Here is an 18119-nt window from a genome sequence, read left to right as displayed (position 1 = left end):
CGACAAGACGGCTGCTGCCGTCCGTGACGGCCTTGCTACCTCGACGCCGGCCCGCACTGACGACCATCGATCCCTGTGGGTCAGCTGAGGACCTGAGGTTTCTTCTTGCCGCGTCGTAGCCGCGGGTGGCCTTGGAGACGGTCTCGGCGGCGCGTACCAGCTGAGGGAACACCACACCACCAGCCGACCGCACTCCCGACGACGCCTCTGACCAGGACAGATAGCGAGACGCTGCTGGAGTACTGGGAGCGCCCCCCGACCCGCTACCCGTGCCGCGGTACCGGAGCGACCGCTCGCATACGGGTGCGGGCTCGGTCGACCAAGCTCTCGGCGGTCAGTTCGGACAGGGCCGCGCGGGCGTCGGTGAGCATCTGGTCGGCGGCGGCCAGTAGTTCGGTCTCGCCGATCGGGCGCAGCGCGGCGCTCCGAGTGGTCAGCAGCTCGGCCAGGGCGGCGTGAAGCTGGGTGCCGCCCGCCTCGCGCACGGTGAACGACAGGTGGGCGGATGCGTCGGCGCCGACGGCGACGGCGTGATGGGCGTGGCCGCGTGGGACGTAGAGGACCTCGCCGGGGTCGAGGCGGGCGGTGAACACGGGTCCGTCGGTCACGTCGGCGGTGCCGGGGGCCCATCGGTCGTTGTCCGGGGCGCCGTACAGGTACCAGTCCTTGGTCCCGCCGATCTGGACGACGAGAACGTCGGCGTCGTCGCGGTGCACCGGCCGTCCTTGAGTACCGGGCGGCGTGACGAAGTAGAACGCCTCGACCTGGCGGCCGAGTTGCTCTCGCATGGCTGCGCAGAACGCGCGGATGCCGGGATGCCACTGGTCCACGTAGCGCAGCAGCTGGGTGGCCTCGCTCTGCAGCTCTCGTACCGCGGCTCCGTCGACGTAGCCGTGTTCGACGCGGTTCAGGACGACGCGGGGCGGGCAGAACCGGGGCAGCTCGATTTCCCCCTTTTCCGTGACCAGTTGCAGGTACGGCACCCGCAGCAGGCCGGTGTCGAGCCAGTGGTCCAGCTCGCCTGGCGGGAACAGGTCGGTCGGCGGATCCGCGGGCCGGAACACCGCCGGTTTCCCTTGCACAAGGGTGGCGTGGAAGGTGCTGGTGTCGTCGGTGAAGCGGTGCAGCACGTCCATGGCGTCAGGTCCTCGGTGCGAGCTTGATCAGCGGGTAGTACGGCCGGGCCGCCTCGATCGCGGCCGCGAAGGAGTCGAACCCCCGGTCCAGCGCGTGGAGTTCGGCGTCGGTGCGGGTGCCGCCCCACTGTTCGAGCAGCAGGTCGGCGATCCGCTCGGGGAGGATCCGGTCCACCGTGAAGTCCGGCCTGCTGATGGACGGTTCGTCGAGGAAGCGGTGGCAGGCGGCTGCCGTGCGCGCGGCCTGGGCGAAATCGGCGGTGGGTTCCAGATCGTCGAGCAGCATCGCGTCCCCACCGGTCCCGGGCTCGATCTCGAAGCTGCGGGACAGGAACAGGCGCAGCTGCTGCTGTCGATCGCCGCCGGCCGTCTCTTCGCCGGTGAGCCACGAGCGCAGGAAGGCGAAGTCGTCCGGATGACGGTGGTCGTCGTCCGGGTCCGGGTACACACCGCGATGCACCCCGTGGGCGATCGCGGTGTCGGTTCCGGTCGGCTGGGGACCGCAGGATTCGGCGCATTCGCGTGCCAGCCTGCACAGGACCCGGTCGCGGCGGAGTGCCGGGAAGTCGGGCGAGAACAGTTGCAGGACCCGTAGCGCTGCCCGGCTGCCTGGATGGTCCGCGTGCTCACCGGGCGGCCGCCGGGACCGGTTCTCCCATTCGGCCAGGAACACGGTGCGGGGCACCGGGCCGCCGGGACAGTCGGCACGGTCGCCACTCGGGCTGTCGGCCCGGAGCAACTCGACCAACGCGAGCGCGTCGCCGCGTTTCACGTCGCGCCGGTTACGCGCGCAGTGTCGGCCGAGTGCGGCCAGTTCCTCGGGATCGAGGCCGCTCGTCCCGGCCAGTTCGGGAAACCGCCGGTAGGAGCGGAGCGGGTAGGGGATCGACCGCAGCGCTTCGATGATCCGGTCGGCCGTCGTTTGTGTGCACACCCCCTCCGTCACCGCAGCCGCCAGACCGGCCCGGATGTTGACCAGCGGCTCGGACATCGGGCGATAGCCGCTATCGGACGGGCCGTGCAGGAGGGCGACCTCGTCGTCGGCGTCGATTCGCCCGCAACGGTAGTCCTCGTAGACCTGCCCGACCCCGCGCATACCGAAGGTGTCGAGTTCGGCGGCGCGCAGGGCGCCCGTGCTGGCCGCGCCGAGCACGGGGACACCGCGGTCGAGCACGGCAAGGATCTCCTTGTGCGGGACCGCACGGAGCTGATGAAAGTAGCCGTCGACGATGCCGACGGTGTCGCCGGGGGCGAGCGGGAGGGCCAGCAGATCACCGGCGGCGACCGGCGGCCGGAGGACGATTCCGGGCGGCGGCACGAAACCGGGTGCCGAGGGTCCGAGGAACAGGTAGCGCGTGGTCATGGACGGCCTCACAGAGCGGAGGGCATGGTCAGCCCCGGGCAGATCACGTGCACGACCGGGACGCCGAGTTCGGGACGAGTGTGGTCGACCACCAGCGGACTGCGGCCGGTGACGGTGACGATCCTGTCGGCGAGCAGGGCGGCCTCGGCCCGGTGGCCGGGCACCCGTACCGACGTGACGGTGTCGAAACCGACCGTCGGCCGGTCGTCGGGCGGCACCGGCGGCACCGGCGGCGCCGCAGCCGCCATGCTCCGGCGCAGGCGCGCGTAGAGGCGGTCATCCAGATCGTCGCGGGCTCCGGCGATCACCGATACCCGGACCTGGGCGGCTTCGGTGAGTGCCCGGCACAACGCGACCTGCGCGTCGAGGTGGCAGCCGTAGCCGTAGACCGGCAGCGGGAATCCGTCGCTCACGATGGCCACACTGAAGCAGGGGACGCGCAGCGGTGTGTCCAGCAAGCCGATCCCGACCCGCACCCCGGCTGCCCGGTACCGTTCGAGCAGCCCGGCCGCCGGTGCCGGGACCGTGGCGGGGTCGACGGTGAACGCGGGCCCGGCGGGAGTGTTGCGGTGGACCGCGTCGCGTTCGATCACCTCGTACAGGCCGTGCACGATCGCCTCGTATCGGGTGTTTCCGCTCCGTTGCTGGTGGCGACGAACAGCGGCGGGTGCCAGCGCGGGCCGACCCGCGGTCCAGGCTCAGACAGTCCAGCGGCACCAGTGACCGGCCACCGTCGGCGAGCCGTTCCGCGGCGCGCCAGTCGAGCCGGGTGGCCGGATTGAGGCAGTGCCGCGGGCGCAGCGTGAGTTCGTCGAGCCGGTAACCCAGCTCGGGCTCCGTCTCCCCGGCGGCACCGGTGTGATCGGGCCGGGTGTCCGGCTGCGCGCCGTGCCAGCGTTCGATCGCCTCCATGGCGGCCGACACCTTCGCCGAGATGTGGTCCAGGCCCTTGCCCTGGTACACCGACAGGTAGCGGTTGGCGGGGCTGATGGCCTGGTAGACCGGGATGCCGATGTCGTCCAGCCAGGTCACGTCGGCGATCCGGGTGACACCTGCGGCCGGGAGCAGCGGGGCGATCCGGGCCCAGGTCTGCGCGGGCGGGCATGCCCGATGCGTGCCCGTGAAGTACGCCTTGGCTCCGTGTTCGTCGTCGGCGACGGTCGCGACGGCCACACCGGCGGTGGTGCCATCGGTCGTGGTGACCGCATCGGCTGTCGCGTCGTCGGCCGTGGCGGTGATCCGCCCGGCCGCCGCCTCCGTCGTGGTGGCCGCCCTCACGGTCGCGGCGTCGGTACCGCTCATCGAGCTGCCGGCAGGTGATCGGCGGACGGTTCCTGGCTGTGGGGGACCGGTTCGGGCGCGGGATGGCCGAGGGTCAGGCTGAGCAGGTGCCGACGGTCCGGCTCGGCGGCGGCGAACGCGGCGGTGGAGACGTACTGCGCGCGTCCGCGCAGACACCCGCCGAGTCCGTGGCCGATCGCCAGCAGCCAGCAGTTGTGGGCCAGCGCCGCGGCCCGCATCAGCAGGTCGGAGTATCCGGCGACACCCGCGCGGCCCACCGCGGCCGGCACATCGCCGCCGAACGACAGCACCACGGGGGCGTTGTCGAAGTGCGCCGCCGGATCGGGCGGTTCCGGCGCGCCGACCACACGTGTGTGGCTGCCGTCGGCGGCGACCTCGTACCACCCGGCGGCCAGCCCGTCCACGCGATACACCTGCATCAGCACCGTCAGGTCGTCCGCTGGCCGGGCGGGCCATCGGACGCGTTCAGTGGTCAAGACGGTGGTGAGCAGCTCGGACAGGTCGGTGGCGGCGATCGGGCCTTCGGCGAAGGACCGCACCGACCGCCGGGTCGACAGCACCTCCCAGAGCGAGCCGGTCGGCAACGGTACCGCCCGGCCGGTCGGACCGGTCAGCGATTCCGGCCGGGCCGCGGCGAGTTGCGCGGCGAACTCGTCCATCACGTCACGCTGGTCCAGCAGCGGCATCGCCGGTGTCCTCCCCGTAGAGTCCGATGATTCCCATCGCCAGTTGGTCGCCGGGGTTGAGGTCCAGTTGCCCGGCGAGGCCGCCGGTGTCGCCCGTCACCAGCTCGGCGTTCAGGCCCAGTTCGGCGGCGACCAGCGCGCACTGTGCCAGGGCGCAGCCGGCGTCGAGGTGGGTCAGGCGGAAGGCGAAGTCGCCGTACTTGCCGCGCAGCCGGTACACCGCGCCGGTGACCACCAACGCCGCCCGCACCGGTCTTCCCGCGAGGCCGGTGCCCGCGAGCAGCTCGGACAGGGACGGTTTGTCGGCGCGGACCGCGATCAGGGTGCCGGCGTCGTATGTGAAGACGGTTCCCGGCAGTCCCGGCCAGTCGGCCTCGGTGAGCAGGAACATCTGGATCGAGGCGCGGTTGCCCCCGCTGGGGCACCAGCGCGACTCGGAGTCGCCCTGTGCCGCGACCGTCGCCCATCGGTGTTCGGCGGTGGGTGGCTCGTAGGCCGAGTAGCGTTCGGCGGCTTCGGCGATGGCGACCATACGGGCGTGCGCCGGGTCGCCGAACGCCCGGCCACAGCCGGAGCTGGGGGAACGGCCGACTCCCCGACCGGGGAGTCCGCTGCCGCCGTCGGCCAGACAGACGGTCATGTCGGCCAGCCAGCCCTCGGCACGGTTCACACCGGTGGCGTGAACGACGCCGTAAGGCGATACCAGGTCATCGAAGCTGTCTGCGGCGCTTACGGCGGGACCTCACTTGTCTGTTGCGGGACGGTAGAGGCAGAGACGGCTCTGCCCTGCCTCTACCGGTTCCGGCCTCGGGGCGCGGCCCCGGGGCGGCCTACGGGACGACTGTCAGATGCAGCAGCTGGAGCAGCCGCCGCAACCGCCGGTGCACTGGCAGTCACTGGCATAAACGCTGTCCGAGACCATGTCCGAGGACAACTCGTCCCAGGTCTTGGGCGTTACATCGACCACGTCCAAGTCCAACGTCACAACAGAATTCACGACGCCTTCTCCTTCCTTCGAAGTGCGGCGGACCGAACTCCACCATCGGCCCCCCTAGTACTCGTGTGTGACGGGTGATGAGGTCCGCGATGTGCAATTTCGTGAACTGGCTCAAAAAAAGCGGTTGGTGACGGGGCATCGGTGTTTGGTGGTGCCTCGTCCGGTCAAAGATGGCGCCTACACACATCGTTTTTGACTGCTCAGATTACTTGAAGCGTGCCACCGGCCTCGTGGGACAGATCAAGCCATCGACCACCCGCCGACCGCCCGGCGGCAGGAGTCGTCGTACCCGTGGGGCGCCGTCCTCCTGCACTTCGGGCCGCGCGGCTCTGCCCTGAAGGTCCCGGCGTTCTGCCCTGTGGGTCACGTCGCTCCGACTCCGCGGACTTCGCAGAGGGAAAACGGCGTGAATAGGTGCGGCAATCAAGCGCGTTTCTTCACATTCCTTCGGCGAGCCCCCGGATTGGCAACAGGGAGACATTGAGTCTTTTCCAATCCCACTTCGAGCTGGTTGGGTTACTGAGGTTGAACTCGTGGTGTCGTAGGGACTGATGGATCGTCGTCCGTGCGGTATCCCCGGAGCATGCGGTATCAACAAGGAGGCGGGCTGACTGCCGAGCGACAAAAGTTCCGCGAGGAGTTACGACTCAAGGCGGCCGAGCGTTTCGCCCAGAGCGAGGCGAGCTCGGTTATCGCCAAGGCCCTGTGCATCAACGTCCGCTCGGTACAACGGTGGCGGCAGAAGTGGGATCAGGACGGTGATCAGTCGGCGCTTCCATATGGCCTACACGATCCAGGGCGTGCGGAAACTGCGGGCGCGTAACGGCCGGCCCTGGCAGGTCCCGGCCCGACGGGCCATGGAGCGGGACGACGAGGCGGTGGCCGGGTGGGTCGAGGAGGTGTGGCCCTGCGCGGAAGACTCGCGGCGGCCCGTGGAGCCTGGCTCGTCTTCGAGTACGAAGCCGGATTCACCATGCCGCCGCCGCACGCGAAGACCTGGTCACGGCGCGGCCGGACCCCGGTGGTGCGGGTCCGCGGCCGCTCCCGCAGACGGATCTCCATCGCCGCGCTGACCTGCTACAAACCCGGTCACCGCTCCAGGCGCTCATCTGCCGGCGTCGCGATGGGCGCAAGAGCTTCTCCTGGCGCGACTACCGGGACCTGTTGATCGCAGCACACCAGCAGCTCGGCGGCCCGATCGTTCTCGTCTGGGACAACCCCAACGTCCACATGGCCGCCGACCTGCAATAGACGGCTGCCTCGCCGAGACCGGCCTGACAATCTGACCCACCTGAGCAACCCGGCCACATCGCGAGTTCAACCTCAGTAATGCAGGGCGACCGCGAGTGCCTCGGCCAGGGTCACGGGCGGGCGCCCGATCAGGTGGCGCAAGTCGCCGGAATCGGTGTACATCTCGCCGCGGCTCATGCCGCGGTCAGCGTCAGCGAGGACCTCGGCCAGCTCGGCGGGTAGGCCCGCGGCGGCCAGTACCTGGGCGAACTCGGTCACCGGAAGGTCAGCGTAGGAAACCTGCTTTCCGGCCGCAGCGGAGATCGCGGCGGCGAGCTCGGTCAGAGTGAAGGATTCGTCGCCGCCGAGCTCGTACACGGCGCCGGTGTGGCCTTCGGCGGTGAGGACGACCGCTGCGGCCTCGGCGTAGTCGGCGCGGGACGCGGCGCTGATCCGCCCCCCGCCTGCGGCGCCGACGACGGCGCCGTTCTGCAGGATCTGCGGCAGTTGGCTGGTGTAGTTCTCCAAGTACCAGCCGTTGCGCAGCAGCACGCTGGGGATTCCGCGGTCCCGCAGATACTCCTCGGTCTCGCCGTGCGTGGCACCGATGACGGTGGTGGCCATGTCCGCGTGCGTCGTGCTCGTGTACGCCACGAGCGAGACGCCTGCGGACGCTGCGGCGTCGATCACGCGGCGGTGGTTGGCGACCCGCTCGCCCACGGGGACCGAGGCCGAGATCAGCAGCATCCTGTCCGCCCCCGCGAATGCCTCGGCCAGGCCGTCGGTGTTCGCGAAGTCGGCGCGGCGTACCGTGATGCCTCGGTCGGCCAGGTCCTTGATCCCGGCGATGTCCCGGCCGGTCGCAATGATCTCCGCGGCCGGGATCCCGCGCCGCAGCAGTGCCTCGACGGTGAGCCTGCCCAGCTGGCCGGTGGCTCCGGTGACGACGATCTGCATGATGGTCATTCCTTCCTTCCGCGCGTGTCTCGCACGCCTGCCGCGGTCCGTCCGCTGCGGGATGGGACACAGAATGACCTGGACACTCTCTGTTGGGGAGTAGCCACTTCTTGGTAGGGTACTTACCGGAGCGAAAGCATTGAGGTGAGCCGTATGGCCGCTGTCGAGAACGTGACCGGGCCCATACCGTCATTCGATCCGTACGAGCGCGGCTGCCCGTCGCGGGACCTGCTCGACCAGATCGGCAGCAAGTGGGCGGTCCTCGTGCTGGGCGAACTCGGCCGGAACGGGACATCTCGGTTCGGCCGGCTCCGGCAGGCGCTGGCGGGCGTGAGCGAGAAGATGCTCACCCAGACGCTGCGCACCCTCGAACGCGACGGGCTGGTCAGCCGGACCGTCTACCCAGAGGTTCCGCCGCACGTGGAGTATGAGCTGACCGCGCTCGGCCAGACGCTGCGGGAACCGCTGAAGGCGCTCACGGAGTGGTCCGTGCTGCACATCGAAGAAGTCATCACCGCCCGTGAAGAGTACGACGACCGCACTGAGCGCACCAGGTAATCGGCGGCGACCGACGGTCTGGTCATAGATGGCTGCTCCGCCGAGACCGGCCTGACAATCAGACTCGCCTGAGCAACCCGGCGTCATCACGAGTTCAACCTCAGTAGTACTACAGCCGGTTGTTCATGTGACGTGACGGCGGTTGGCTCGTTGCTCCGTTCGTGGGATTAATGCTGCAGCCGAGTGTGGTGCGGACGGGTGAGCTGGACGAGGCCGATGTCCGTTTGCTGGAGCGGGAGTTGGAGGGGCTGTGTGCGTCGCTGGATGACGTGTTCGCACGTCTGGCGTCGGGGGAGAGCCTCTCCAGCGACGAGGCGCGGACCGCTCCAGTTGATGCCGATCACGAATCCCTCCTGGGCGGCATCAGGCCGTTCGCGATCGCGCCAGCACTCGAGAGCATGGATGCAGCCCGAAGCCCGTTCCCCCAGCTTCACCGCCCTCTGGGCGCGCGGGTGGGAGAAGGCGCTGTGGCGGATGCTGTACGTGACCTGTGCGTGGGCGGAGGAGATCCGCGGCGTCAGCATCGAGGAACTGGCCCTCCTCGGCGCCTCTGTCCGGTCAAGGCAAAGGGCGAGCGTACCCGCCGCCGAGGCGGATCCCGTCAGGACTTCGTGTGGGAACCCGTGTACTGGGACGCCGGCACCGCCCAGTTGTTGCCCCCGTTGACCTAGGGCCGTACGCGCGGGCCTGTGTTCGTCAGTCCCCGCGACGTCTGCCCGGACACTGGTTCGCCCGACTGCCGTACGGTCAGGCCGGCGCCCTGCTGGACGAGCACATGGCCGTCGGTGGTGTACCGGGAACGGGCTGGGTCCTGCGCGAGTGGCGGCACTCCGGCTCACTCACCTCGGCGCGGCCGGGGCGAGCCTGCTCGTGCTGATGGCGAAGTCCCGACACGAGAAGCCGGAGAGCGTCCGCAAGTCCTTCCATCCCTCGCCGGAGGCGATCGCCGAGATCACCGGCCTCCTGGCGTCCGGCAGCAGCAGGCGCTGACCGCTGTCGGCCCAGCAGTACCAATGGCGCATCACTGCGGGTATCGCACGACCAGCAGGGCCTCCACGTCTCCGGCGGGTGCCTGATACAGGTGCGGGACGTCAGCGGCCCAACTGCCGTGCATGCCCGGGCCGATCAGGACAGGGTCGGTGAGCCCGCCGACGCGCGCCATGCCGGTAAGGATGATGATGTGCTCTGTAGTACCCGAGGAATGGGCGGCGGACTCCTGCGTCGCTCCGGCGCGGATGCGAACCCGGTAGGTCTCCGTGACCGAGGTCTCAGCCTCGAACCGCTCGATGAGGACGGCTTCGACGGCGTGACCGGAGATCTTGGCGGGAGACGCGAGATCGTGCAGAGCGGTACTCAGAGGAACTTTGAGCGCTGTCGTAAGAGCGTAGAGCGTTTCCAGAGTGGGGTTGCGCCGGCCGCTCTCCAACTCGGAGAGCGTCCCCTTGCCGATCTTGGACCTGCGTGCCAGTTCGGACAGTGATATCCCCTGAGCCTCGCGCAACTTCCGCAAACGCAAGCCGACGGTGGCGGCCAGATCCATGGAGTCCCTTCTCGTCTCCGGAGGCCGGTTGATCCGAGCCCGTGAGGGCTCTATCGTTCCACAAACAAAACGTTCCGTATATGGAACGTGCGATGGTGCACGCTGGATGAAGGAGTCACATGGCGCCCCAGGAAGGCACGTCCCTGCCCGCCCGCAGTATGGAGGTGGCCCGCATCCTCGCTGAGGCCGGCATCGAGGGCCAGGTACGCGAGTTGGCAGAGTCGACGCGCACGGCCGCCGAGGCCGCCGAGGCCCTTGGGTGCGATGTGGGCGCAATCGCCAACAGCCTCGTGTTCATCTCCGACGACGAGCCCGTTCTGGTTCTGACCAGCGGCCGGCACAAGGTGGACACCGCGGCGCTCGCCGCCCGGTGGGGACGCGGCAAGCTTCGGCGTGCCGCTCCGGAACAGGTGCGTCAGGCCACCGGGCAGGCGATCGGAGGCGTGGCTCCGGTCGGCCACCCTCAGGCGCTTCCTTGCGTGGTCGATGCAGCCCTGAGCGACTACCCCCAGCTCTGGGCCGCCGCCGGGACGCCACGCACGGTCTTCCCGACCACTGCCGGTGAACTCCTCCGGCTCACGGGCGGGCTTCTGCTGCCCGTCGGCCCGTGACCAGGGGTTCCCTCGGCCCAGGGATCGATCTGACCGGGCAGGTAGCACTGGTCACCGGGGGCTCGTCCGGGCTCGGCCGGGCCATCGCGCTGAGTCTGGCATTCGCAGGATCCACAGTGGTGGTGGCCGGGCGACGGCTGGAGGCATGCAGGCAGACAGCAGCTGAAATAATCGCCGGGACCGGAGGTGCTGCTGCGGGTATGTCCTGCGACGTGACCGAGGACGATTCGGTCCATGACGTCGTGCAGGACATCGTCAGCCGATACGGCCGCCTGGACGTGCTCGTAACCAGCGCCGGAATCCAGGCCCGGGGCGTACTCGGTGCGCTTGACGCCACCACGCTGCGGCGCTGCCTGGACGTCAATGTCGTCGGAACCTTCCTCGCGTGCCAGGCTGTTGTGCCCGTGATGCGGCAGGCTGGGTACGGTCGCATCGTCACCCTGGCCAGCGCTCTGGGACTGGTCGGTGCCGCAGGCCGGGCAGGCTACGCGGCCAGTAAGGGCGCGGTGGTCCAACTCACCCGCAGCCTCGGCGTCGAACTCGCAGGCAGCGGCATCTGTGTCAACGCGCTGGCTCCCGGTCCCTTTCGCACACCGTTGAACGACGGCGTCGACGACGACCCGCGTGTCCGGGACTTCCTCGACCACCAAGTCCCCATGGGACGCTGGGCCGATCCAGGGGAACTCGTCGGCGCGGCAGTGTTGTTGGCCAGCCCAGCGGCGTCCTATCTCACGGGTGCGGTGCTGCCGGTCGATGGTGGCTGGACCGCCCACTGACCGAGCCCGCCTGCCGACACGGGTGGGCGCAATGTTGCTGTCGGCTCACGGCGTCGCCCATCCCCCGCTCGCGCAGGGACCGCAGGCCGCCACTCGACTCGGGGAGATGGAAGGAGTAACGGCCGAGCCTGTTGATGTGATGCCTCACAAACGGCGAGAGGCGTGCCACGTCCTCGTCCGCCACGTCGAAGGTCCGCCCGCAACTGGTTCACCGCGGCGTCCATGTACCGCGTGTTGAACAGCACAAGGGCGTCGAGGACAAGGTCCAGAGCGCCGACCTGGTCCTATCCGAACTAGCCCAGCACCGCCTTGAACCGGCTGACTCCCTTCTCCACCACGGAAAGTAGTGGTGGAGAAGGGGGAGAGCTGAGTGCCGTGGGGCGTGTCGGCGCTCTCCCCCGTTGGAGCCTCCACGTACAGAAAGCGATGTACCTGAAACGTCGTCACCGACACGGTTCAGGCTCTTGGGCTGGCCATTCGGCTCCTTCGCCGAAGGCGTTGACTGGACCGACGAGGGACAGGCACAGCGGGCCCTGCGCGCGTTCGAGGGCATGCTGGATGAGTGCACCGGCTCCTACGGCTGGGACGGGACGCTGGCGAAGGTCACAGCCGCGCTGGCCCGGGACGGCTACCAGGTCAGCCCGACCCTCCAGATCCTGCCGGCCGGCGAGTGGCGGCCCGAGGCGGCGCGGCACGACGCTGCTGCTCGTCGCCCTCAACGCCTACTTCGAAGGGCAGTCCACGGGCGAGACCCTGAACGGCAAGGGCAAGACGGACACCCTGATCCGCGTCGGAGACCGCAACGTGTCGATCTCCGAGTGCAACTTCTACACCGGGCCGAAGTCGGTCACCGACGCGCTGGACCAACTGCTCGTCGTGCCGCACCCGAGGTCGCCGCCGAGCAGTGCCCGGGTCAGGCGGTTCCAGGCGAGGACGCCGTACGCCGCGTCGGTGACGAGGGCGTCGGTCTCCGGAAGCCGCTCCAGCATCCGGGCCACATGGGGGCGTACCCGCCGCACGACGCTGGTGCCGGGCGGCGGACTCGATCCCGTCAGGCGGAACAGATGGCTGCGCTCCGCCGCCGTCAGCCGCAGCGCCCGCGCCGGCGCGTCCAGATCCGGGCCGAGAGCCGCGGCCCCCGGGCCTGCTCCAGCCGCGTGCAGTAGTCGACCGACGTGTGGGCGAGTTCCACCAGCTCTTCGCGGCGCAGACCCGGCGTGCGGCGGGTGGTGCCCGTCTCCGCCAGGCCCATCTCGTGCGGACGCAGGCCTGCCCGGCGCTCCCGAAGGTAGTGGGCCAGCTCCTGCCGTGGTATCCCGTCTCCCGCCCCCGCTGCCTGGTACCGGTTGTCCCTGGCGAGGCACCCGCCGCCGGGCGACCGTGGTCGTCATGAACGAACACACAGCTCTGGTCACCGGTGCCAACAAGGGCATCGGCAAGCATATCGCCCGGCTGCTCGCGGCCGGGGGGCTCACCGTGTACGTGGCCGCCCGGGACGCCGCTCGCGGGCGGCGGGCCGTCGAGGAGATCGGCGCCGGCGCCCGTCCGCTGACCCTCGACGTGACGGACCCGGACAGCGTCGCCGCGGCGGCTGCCCAGGTCGAGCGCCTGGACGTGCTGGTCAACAACGCCGGTATCCAGTTGTCATCCGCATCGCCGGCCGACACGGACGTGGAGGAGTTGCGGCGCACGTACGAGACCAACGTGTTCGCGGTGGTGGCGGTGACCAACGCCTTCCTGCCCGCCCTGCGCCGTTCCCCGCACCCTCGCGTGGTCAACGTCTCCAGCGGTACGGCGTCGCTGACCTGGAGCACGAACCCCAACCCCCAGTTCACCCCGGGCAGCGGCGGCTTCGGCGCCTACCGGTCGTCCAAGGCGGCCCTCAACGCCCTCACCGTCTTCTACGCCCAGACGCTGGCCGAGGACGGCTTCAAGGTCAACGCGCTGGCCCCCGGCGCGCGGGCCACCGACATCAACCCCCGGGCCGCCGCCCTCGGCGGTGACCCGGCCGAGGCCGCGGAAGGTGCCCTCCGTCTGGCCCTGCTCCCGGACGACGGCCCCACCGGCGGCTTCTTCTCCTGGGACGGAACGCTCGTGCCCTGGTGATCGGCGGCATCCGGATGCGCTCCGCTCCGCAGCCGGCGTCCAGCCGCACATGCGCGGCGACGTCGCCACGGGTACGGGGCAGCCGCAGGCCGGGGAACTTCGTCGGAGCGAGGCCCGACGGCGACGAACAGGACGTCGTCCTCGGGGCGCGGTGCCTCGCGGACGGCGTCGGCGGCGAATCCGGAGCCGTGGAACTCGGCGGTGTCCAGGTGGTCGACGCCCGGCCTGACAGCGAGGCGCGCCAGGGCGACGGCCTCGCCGCGGCTGTCGTGCGGGCGCTCGAGTCGCAGTGCGCCGTAGCCGCCCCGGAGAGCGGTGCGGCCGCCCGAGGAAGCGGCCGGGGCGAATCACGACGGTGTCTCCTCGGGCGGGGTCCGCAAGGCGGTGTAGAGCAGTTCGGCCTGGTAGAGCGGCATGATCCGGCGGGCGACGGTGGTGGCTTCCTCCCGGGCCCGGGCCGGTTCGTGGTGCTCGACCTTCACCAACCAGAGGGGATGACTTCCGCCGCGCCCTCCGCCTGCCGCCGGCGCTGGCTCAGGACAGGCGCGCGACCGCGTGTCCCGCTCGCCTGCCGGGCCCGGCCGGGTGCACAACAGTCCCGCGCCTGAAGCCGCCGGCAGAGGTCGTGGGACGGAGCGCTGTACGTACGAGCAAGGGCCAGCGGTCACCCGCCCTCACCGTCACCCGTCGCACGTGTCGACGGGCAGGGATCACCTCGCAGGCGCCTTGGTGAGGCTCGCTGTCCGGCGGGCGATGTCGACGTACTCCCCGATCAGCGGGTCACGCCGCGAACTCCTCCAGGCAAGGCAGATCTGCGACGGAGGAACGTCGTCCACGAGGACGTGAGCGAGGACGTCGCGGTCGAGATCGGCCGCCAGCAGCAGGCCGTCCTTGCGCGCTTTCCGCAGGGCTGCAAGTGGCTCTTCCCTGCGGCGCTGAAGAACGTCGACGGCAGCAAGCCGGTCAGCGACCGCCGCCTGCGCGACCACCTGGCCATCTGGCTGGAGCGGCTCAGCCTCATTGACGAACACGGCCGCCCGGTGAAGGTGACCTTCCACCAGTTCCGGCACACCCTGGCCACCCGCATGATCAACGCCGATGTTCCCCAGCCGGTGATTCAGACCCTGCTCGATCACATGTCGCCGGCCATGACCGCCGTCTACGCCAAGCTCCACGACAAGACGTTGCGGCGGCACTGGGAGAACGCACTCAAGGTCAACCACGAGGGGCAGAAGGCCGAGATCGCTGCAGACCACCCGCTCGCTGGGGCGGCCTGGGCGAAGATGAGCCTGGTCCGCGTGAAGGTGACTCTGCCCAACGGCTACTGCGGAGCCCCGGTGCAGACCGACTACGAGTACGCCAACCCCTGTCTGGACTGCCGGTTCTTCATCACCACCGGCGACTTTCTCCAGCAGCACCGCCAGCAGCGGCAGGAGACCAGCGAACTCATTGCCCAGGCCGAGCAGTCCGGGCTCGCCCGGGTCGCGGAGAAGAACCGCCGCACCCTCGGCAAGCTCGACACGATCATCAACGCACTCGAAGGGGCCACCGAGAATCAGATCGTCGTCGGCGGACAGGTGGAGGACGTCGATGCCGCCAGCTGACAACACCGCCGCCCTGGCCGAGGCCACCCGGCGTCGCAGCGAACGCACCCGCAATTGCGCCGAGAAGGCCATCTCGGCAGCCCGACGCACCGGCGGCCGGACCAGCTTCGCTGCGATCGCGAAGGCGGCCGGCGTTTCAAGATCATGGCTATACACCCAGCCCGACCTTGTGGCCGCCATCAGGCAGATGCAGGACCGGCAGCCCGCCACCGAGCGAACCGGCTCACAGCCCCGCGTCGGTCTCCTCCGTCCAGCGACGGCTGGAGACCGCGCTCGCGCGAATCAAGCAGCTGCGAGCGGAGAACAGCGACCTCTCCGGGCGTCTGGAGACCGCATACGGAGAGATCCGCAGGCTCCGTGGCGCGTCTCCTCGAGATGGTTATGCCCAAGAGCATGGACAGCAGACGGCGACCACTTCGGGAGGCGCCACTACCTGACGCTGCAGCACGATCACCGAAGCGGCAGTGTTCAGAGCGTGGGGCCCTCGGCGGCCAGCATGTTCTCGATGAGGTCAGCAGCGCGCGGGGTGCCGCCCTCGGCCCGGGCGGCGGCTACCAACTGCTTGGACCGGTCGACGCGTTCCGGATCCATGACCAGGTCGTTCAGCGCCGCGCGAAGGGTCTCGGCGGTGGCGTCAGCGGTGTCCACACGGCGGGCGACGCCGAGTTCCACGAGCCGGTCGGCGTTCATGAACTGCTCGGCTCCCTGCGGCACAGCGATCATGGGAACCCCGGCGAGGAGCCCTTCGCCGCAGCCGCCCATGCCGGCGTGGGTGACGAAGGCGTCGGCCCGTTCCAGGATTGCCCGCTGCGGGACCCAGGAGTGCACTTCGACGTTGGGCGGGATGGTGCCGAGTTCCTCGGGGTCGGTGTACGTGCCGATCTGGAGTACGACGTGCCAGCCGGGCAGGTCGCCGAAGGCGGCGATGCACTGGCGGTAGAACGCGGGCTGGCGCGTGTACGCCGAGCCGAGCGAGATCAGCAGCACGTGGTCCGCGGCCGCCGGGCGGGTCCAGCCGTCCGTGTCCGCTCGGGTGTCGAAGCAGGGGCCGACGAAGGTCACCGTGTCGGTGTCGACTCGGTCGGCGTGCGGCTGCATCGCTCGCGGGATCAGGGCCAGGGCCCGGGCGGGCGGGCCGGAGAACGTGTCCACGTCCGTGGTGGTCGCACCGCAGCCGGCGAGCCACCGCGCGAACCTGTCCCGGTACGCGTCGGCGCCCGGCAGCTTCCGCAGATGCGCCGCGACTTCCTCCTGGTAGCTGTCCCAGCCGACGAACGTCGGGGACAGCTGCACGAAGGGACGGCCCTGCGCTTCGGCGAGGGCTCGCGCGGCATAGGCCCCGATGTCGTAGAGGTACAGGTCTGCCGGATCGTCGTCGTAGGCGGCGCGCAGCTGCGGGAGCGCCTGGACGGCGTCGTCGAGGAAGAGGCTCGCCGCGGCGATGGGATCGGCAGGCCAGTCGTTGTCGGCGACGGGCAACGTGGAGGTGCACGGCACCAGCTCCGCGCCGGCGGAGCCGATCCGGTCGGCCATGAACGGGTCGTTGGCGTAGGTGACCCGGTGCCCGCGGGCCACCAGCTCACGGATGAGCGCGAGGCTGGGCAGGACATGGCTGACGATGGGGACGCCGACCATGGCGATATGGGCGCGGCGACGGGACACGGGCGATCACTCGTTTCTGGCGCGGGACGGGAGCGGGCGGTGTGACGAGGACGCGCTGTCAGGGCCGGTCGGTCTGCGCGGCGGCCTCCTCCAGGTCGGCGACGGTCCCCGACATGATCGTCCGTACGTGCTCGGTGATGTGCTGCACGGGCCAGTCCCACCACGCCACGGCAAGGAGCCGGGCGACGTCCGCGGCGTCGTAGCGGGTGCGGATGAGCCGGGCGGGGTTGCCGCCGACGATGCCGTAGTCGGGGACGTCGCCGGTGACCACGGCGCCGGCGGCGATGATCGCGCCGTGACCGATGCGTACACCGGGCATGACCGTGGCGCCGTGGCCGAACCACACGTCGTTGCCGACGACCGTGTCGCCCCGGCCGGGCAGGCCGGTGATCAGGTCGAAGTGCTCCGCCCAGGAGCCCCCCATCGTGGGGAACGGGAAGGTGGAAGGACCGTCCATGCGGTGATTGGCGCCGTTCATGATGAACCGGGCGCCCGTCCCCAGCGCGCAGTACTTGCCGATGACGAGCCGCTCGGGACCATAGTGGTACAGGACGTTGCGCGTCTCGAACGCGGTCGGGTCGTCCGGATCGTCGTAGTAGGTGAAGTCACCGACCTCGATCAGCGGCGACTTCACCAACGGCTTGAGCAGAACCACGCGCGGGTGCTCGGGCATCGGGTGGAGCACGGTGGGGTCGGCGGGAACGGGCGGCATCGCGGAGGCGGTTCCTCTCCAGTGGACTTAGAGCGACGACTGTCGCGTTAAGATGCTGGCACAGCCCTGCCGCCTTGAACAACCGGATACTGGATTGCCGATGACAGACCCGCTGGACACGACATCGGACCGCCGTCCGGGCGGTCGCACCGCCCGCATCCGCGCCCAGGTTCTCGACGCGGTGCGCGCCGAACTCGCTGAAGGCGGTCACGAAGGACTCACGATGGAGGGTGTCGCGACGCGGGCCGGAGTGCACCGCGCCACGGTCTACCGGCGTTGGCGCGACGTCGGCGGCCTGCTCGTCGACGTCATCGACGCCGCCGGCGAGGTCGACTGGCAGCCGCCGGACACCGGCTCGCTGCGCGGCGATCTGACGGCCCTCAACCAGGAAATCCAGGAATCCCTGGTCGTACAGCCGTCGCTCGCCGTCGCCCTGATGGCCGCCTCGTTCCACTCCGAACAGGCCGCGCGGGCCCAGACGCAGCTGTGGACGGACCGGTACGCCCAGTGCGAGATCCTCGTCGAGCGCGCCATCGAACGCGGTGAACTCCCCGCACAGCACACGGACGCGCGGAGCCTGCTGATCGCCGCCACGGCGCCCCTGTACCACCAGCTAGTGCTCCTGCGTGCCGATCCGGACCCGCAACTCCCGGAACGGGCCGCGGAGGCGGCAGTCCTGGCGGCTGCCGCGGGTGCCTTCTCCGTCCGTCGGGAAGAGGGCGTGTGATCGAGGAGACAAGGAGCGAACGCAAGCGCAATCAAGAGCGCGACAAGACCTGGATCGCGGTCCAGTAGCCCTGGTTCGGACACCCAGGAGCAAATAGCCGCGAGGTCAACTTTTGAGGGCTCATCTACGGCGTCGGGCGGCCGGGTCGCGGC

Annotated in this window: 18 protein-coding genes and 5 pseudogenes; 10 read left to right on the top strand and 13 right to left on the bottom strand. The window is 69.9% G+C overall.

Features of this window, described 5'->3' with window-relative positions:
• Positions 1-263: 263 nt before the first annotated feature.
• From AB0927_RS34005 to AB0927_RS33980, 6 genes and pseudogenes are all read right to left on the bottom strand, one after another.
• Complete coding sequence (locus tag AB0927_RS34005) at positions 264-1136, bottom strand: cupin domain-containing protein (protein WP_366671661.1); 873 nt, start codon at positions 1134-1136, stop codon at positions 264-266.
• A gap of 4 nt (positions 1137-1140) precedes the next feature.
• The gene (locus AB0927_RS34000; RefSeq protein ID WP_366671660.1) at positions 1141-2499 is read right to left on the bottom strand and encodes a TfuA-like protein; all 1359 of its coding nucleotides are present in this window, start codon (positions 2497-2499) and stop codon (positions 1141-1143) included.
• Between the two features lie 8 nt (positions 2500-2507).
• Complete coding sequence (locus tag AB0927_RS33995; RefSeq protein WP_366671693.1) at positions 2508-3173, bottom strand: YcaO-like family protein; 666 nt, start codon at positions 3171-3173, stop codon at positions 2508-2510.
• Between the two features lie 19 nt (positions 3174-3192).
• A pseudogene (locus AB0927_RS33990) lies at positions 3193-3801 on the bottom strand (YcaO-like family protein); the annotation flags it as partial.
• Complete coding sequence (locus AB0927_RS33985) at positions 3798-4487, bottom strand: nitroreductase family protein (RefSeq protein ID WP_366671659.1); 690 nt, start codon at positions 4485-4487, stop codon at positions 3798-3800. The pseudogene AB0927_RS33990 and the gene AB0927_RS33985, both read right to left, overlap by 4 nt.
• Positions 4465-5157, bottom strand: a complete 693-nt coding sequence (locus AB0927_RS33980) for a hypothetical protein (protein WP_366671658.1) — start codon at positions 5155-5157, stop codon at positions 4465-4467. The genes AB0927_RS33985 and AB0927_RS33980 overlap by 23 nt, the downstream gene beginning before the upstream one ends.
• Positions 5158-6067: 910 nt before the next feature.
• On the opposite strand from AB0927_RS33980, the gene AB0927_RS33975 reads away from it, so the two are divergent.
• The 3 genes and pseudogenes from AB0927_RS33975 to AB0927_RS33965 all read left to right on the top strand — a co-directional run.
• Positions 6068-6307 carry a helix-turn-helix domain-containing protein gene (locus AB0927_RS33975; protein ID WP_366671657.1) on the top strand — a complete coding sequence of 80 codons (240 nt, stop codon included), beginning with the start codon at positions 6068-6070 and terminating at the stop codon, positions 6305-6307.
• On the top strand, positions 6264-6557 hold the full coding sequence (locus tag AB0927_RS33970) for a winged helix-turn-helix domain-containing protein (RefSeq protein WP_366671656.1): 294 nt from the start codon (positions 6264-6266) through the stop codon (positions 6555-6557). Before AB0927_RS33975 ends, AB0927_RS33970 begins: the two co-directional genes overlap by 44 nt.
• Positions 6458-6732, top strand: a pseudogene (locus AB0927_RS33965) (IS630 family transposase); the annotation flags it as partial. The gene AB0927_RS33970 and the pseudogene AB0927_RS33965, both read left to right, overlap by 100 nt.
• 75 nt (positions 6733-6807) lie before the next feature.
• Here AB0927_RS33965 and AB0927_RS33960 read toward each other — a convergent pair.
• Positions 6808-7680, bottom strand: a complete 873-nt coding sequence (locus AB0927_RS33960) for an SDR family oxidoreductase (RefSeq protein WP_366671655.1) — start codon at positions 7678-7680, stop codon at positions 6808-6810.
• A 144-nt stretch (positions 7681-7824) separates the two neighbouring features.
• Between AB0927_RS33960 and AB0927_RS33955 the strand changes: the two genes are divergently transcribed.
• Positions 7825-8229: a helix-turn-helix domain-containing protein gene (locus AB0927_RS33955; RefSeq protein WP_299536460.1), complete on the top strand. Its 405-nt coding sequence runs from the start codon at positions 7825-7827 to the stop codon at positions 8227-8229.
• A 456-nt stretch (positions 8230-8685) separates the two neighbouring features.
• A pseudogene (locus AB0927_RS33950) lies at positions 8686-9219 on the top strand (site-specific integrase); the annotation flags it as partial.
• A gap of 31 nt (positions 9220-9250) precedes the next feature.
• Here AB0927_RS33950 and AB0927_RS33945 read toward each other — a convergent pair.
• Positions 9251-9769 carry a helix-turn-helix transcriptional regulator gene (locus tag AB0927_RS33945; protein ID WP_366671654.1) on the bottom strand — a complete coding sequence of 173 codons (519 nt, stop codon included), beginning with the start codon at positions 9767-9769 and terminating at the stop codon, positions 9251-9253.
• A 119-nt stretch (positions 9770-9888) separates the two neighbouring features.
• Here AB0927_RS33945 and AB0927_RS33940 point away from each other — a divergent pair, with 119 nt between their 5' ends.
• Both AB0927_RS33940 and AB0927_RS33935 read left to right on the top strand, forming a co-directional pair.
• The gene (locus AB0927_RS33940; protein WP_366671653.1) at positions 9889-10380 is read left to right on the top strand and encodes a YbaK/EbsC family protein; all 492 of its coding nucleotides are present in this window, start codon (positions 9889-9891) and stop codon (positions 10378-10380) included.
• Positions 10377-11156: an SDR family oxidoreductase gene (locus AB0927_RS33935; protein WP_366671652.1), complete on the top strand. Its 780-nt coding sequence runs from the start codon at positions 10377-10379 to the stop codon at positions 11154-11156. Before AB0927_RS33940 ends, AB0927_RS33935 begins: the two co-directional genes overlap by 4 nt.
• A 64-nt stretch (positions 11157-11220) precedes the next feature.
• Here the strand turns inward: AB0927_RS33935 and AB0927_RS33930 are convergent.
• A pseudogene (locus tag AB0927_RS33930) lies at positions 11221-11440 on the bottom strand (Tn3 family transposase); the annotation flags it as partial.
• A gap of 585 nt (positions 11441-12025) precedes the next feature.
• Positions 12026-12471 (bottom strand): annotated as a pseudogene (locus AB0927_RS33925) (transcriptional regulator); the annotation flags it as partial.
• Between the two features lie 74 nt (positions 12472-12545).
• On the opposite strand from AB0927_RS33925, the gene AB0927_RS33920 reads away from it, so the two are divergent.
• Positions 12546-13262: an SDR family oxidoreductase gene (locus AB0927_RS33920; RefSeq protein WP_366671651.1), complete on the top strand. Its 717-nt coding sequence runs from the start codon at positions 12546-12548 to the stop codon at positions 13260-13262.
• A gap of 347 nt (positions 13263-13609) precedes the next feature.
• Here the strand turns inward: AB0927_RS33920 and AB0927_RS33915 are convergent, their stop codons facing one another.
• Positions 13610-13744: a hypothetical protein gene (locus AB0927_RS33915; protein ID WP_366671650.1), complete on the bottom strand. Its 135-nt coding sequence runs from the start codon at positions 13742-13744 to the stop codon at positions 13610-13612.
• Between the two features lie 360 nt (positions 13745-14104).
• Here AB0927_RS33915 and AB0927_RS33910 point away from each other — a divergent pair, with 360 nt between their 5' ends.
• Positions 14105-14866 carry a tyrosine-type recombinase/integrase gene (locus AB0927_RS33910; protein WP_366671649.1) on the top strand — a complete coding sequence of 254 codons (762 nt, stop codon included), beginning with the start codon at positions 14105-14107 and terminating at the stop codon, positions 14864-14866.
• Positions 14867-15334: 468 nt separating this feature from the next.
• On the opposite strand, the gene AB0927_RS33905 is transcribed toward AB0927_RS33910, so the two are convergent.
• Both AB0927_RS33905 and AB0927_RS33900 read right to left on the bottom strand, forming a co-directional pair.
• A complete protein-coding gene (locus tag AB0927_RS33905; protein ID WP_366671648.1) occupies positions 15335-16528 on the bottom strand; it encodes a macrolide family glycosyltransferase in 1194 nt (397 codons plus the stop codon).
• 58 nt (positions 16529-16586) lie between these two features.
• On the bottom strand, positions 16587-17240 hold the full coding sequence (locus AB0927_RS33900; RefSeq protein ID WP_366671647.1) for a CatB-related O-acetyltransferase: 654 nt from the start codon (positions 17238-17240) through the stop codon (positions 16587-16589).
• 100 nt (positions 17241-17340) lie between these two features.
• Between AB0927_RS33900 and AB0927_RS33895 the strand changes: the two genes are divergently transcribed.
• On the top strand, positions 17341-17967 hold the full coding sequence (locus AB0927_RS33895) for a TetR/AcrR family transcriptional regulator (protein WP_366671646.1): 627 nt from the start codon (positions 17341-17343) through the stop codon (positions 17965-17967).
• Positions 17968-18119: the final 152 nt, after the last annotated feature.

It is taken from the genome of Streptomyces sp. NPDC048106, from assembly GCF_040706415.1.
Classification (GTDB): Bacteria; Actinomycetota; Actinomycetes; order Streptomycetales; family Streptomycetaceae; genus Streptomyces.
This window is presented reverse-complemented; position numbering and strand designations above follow the sequence as displayed.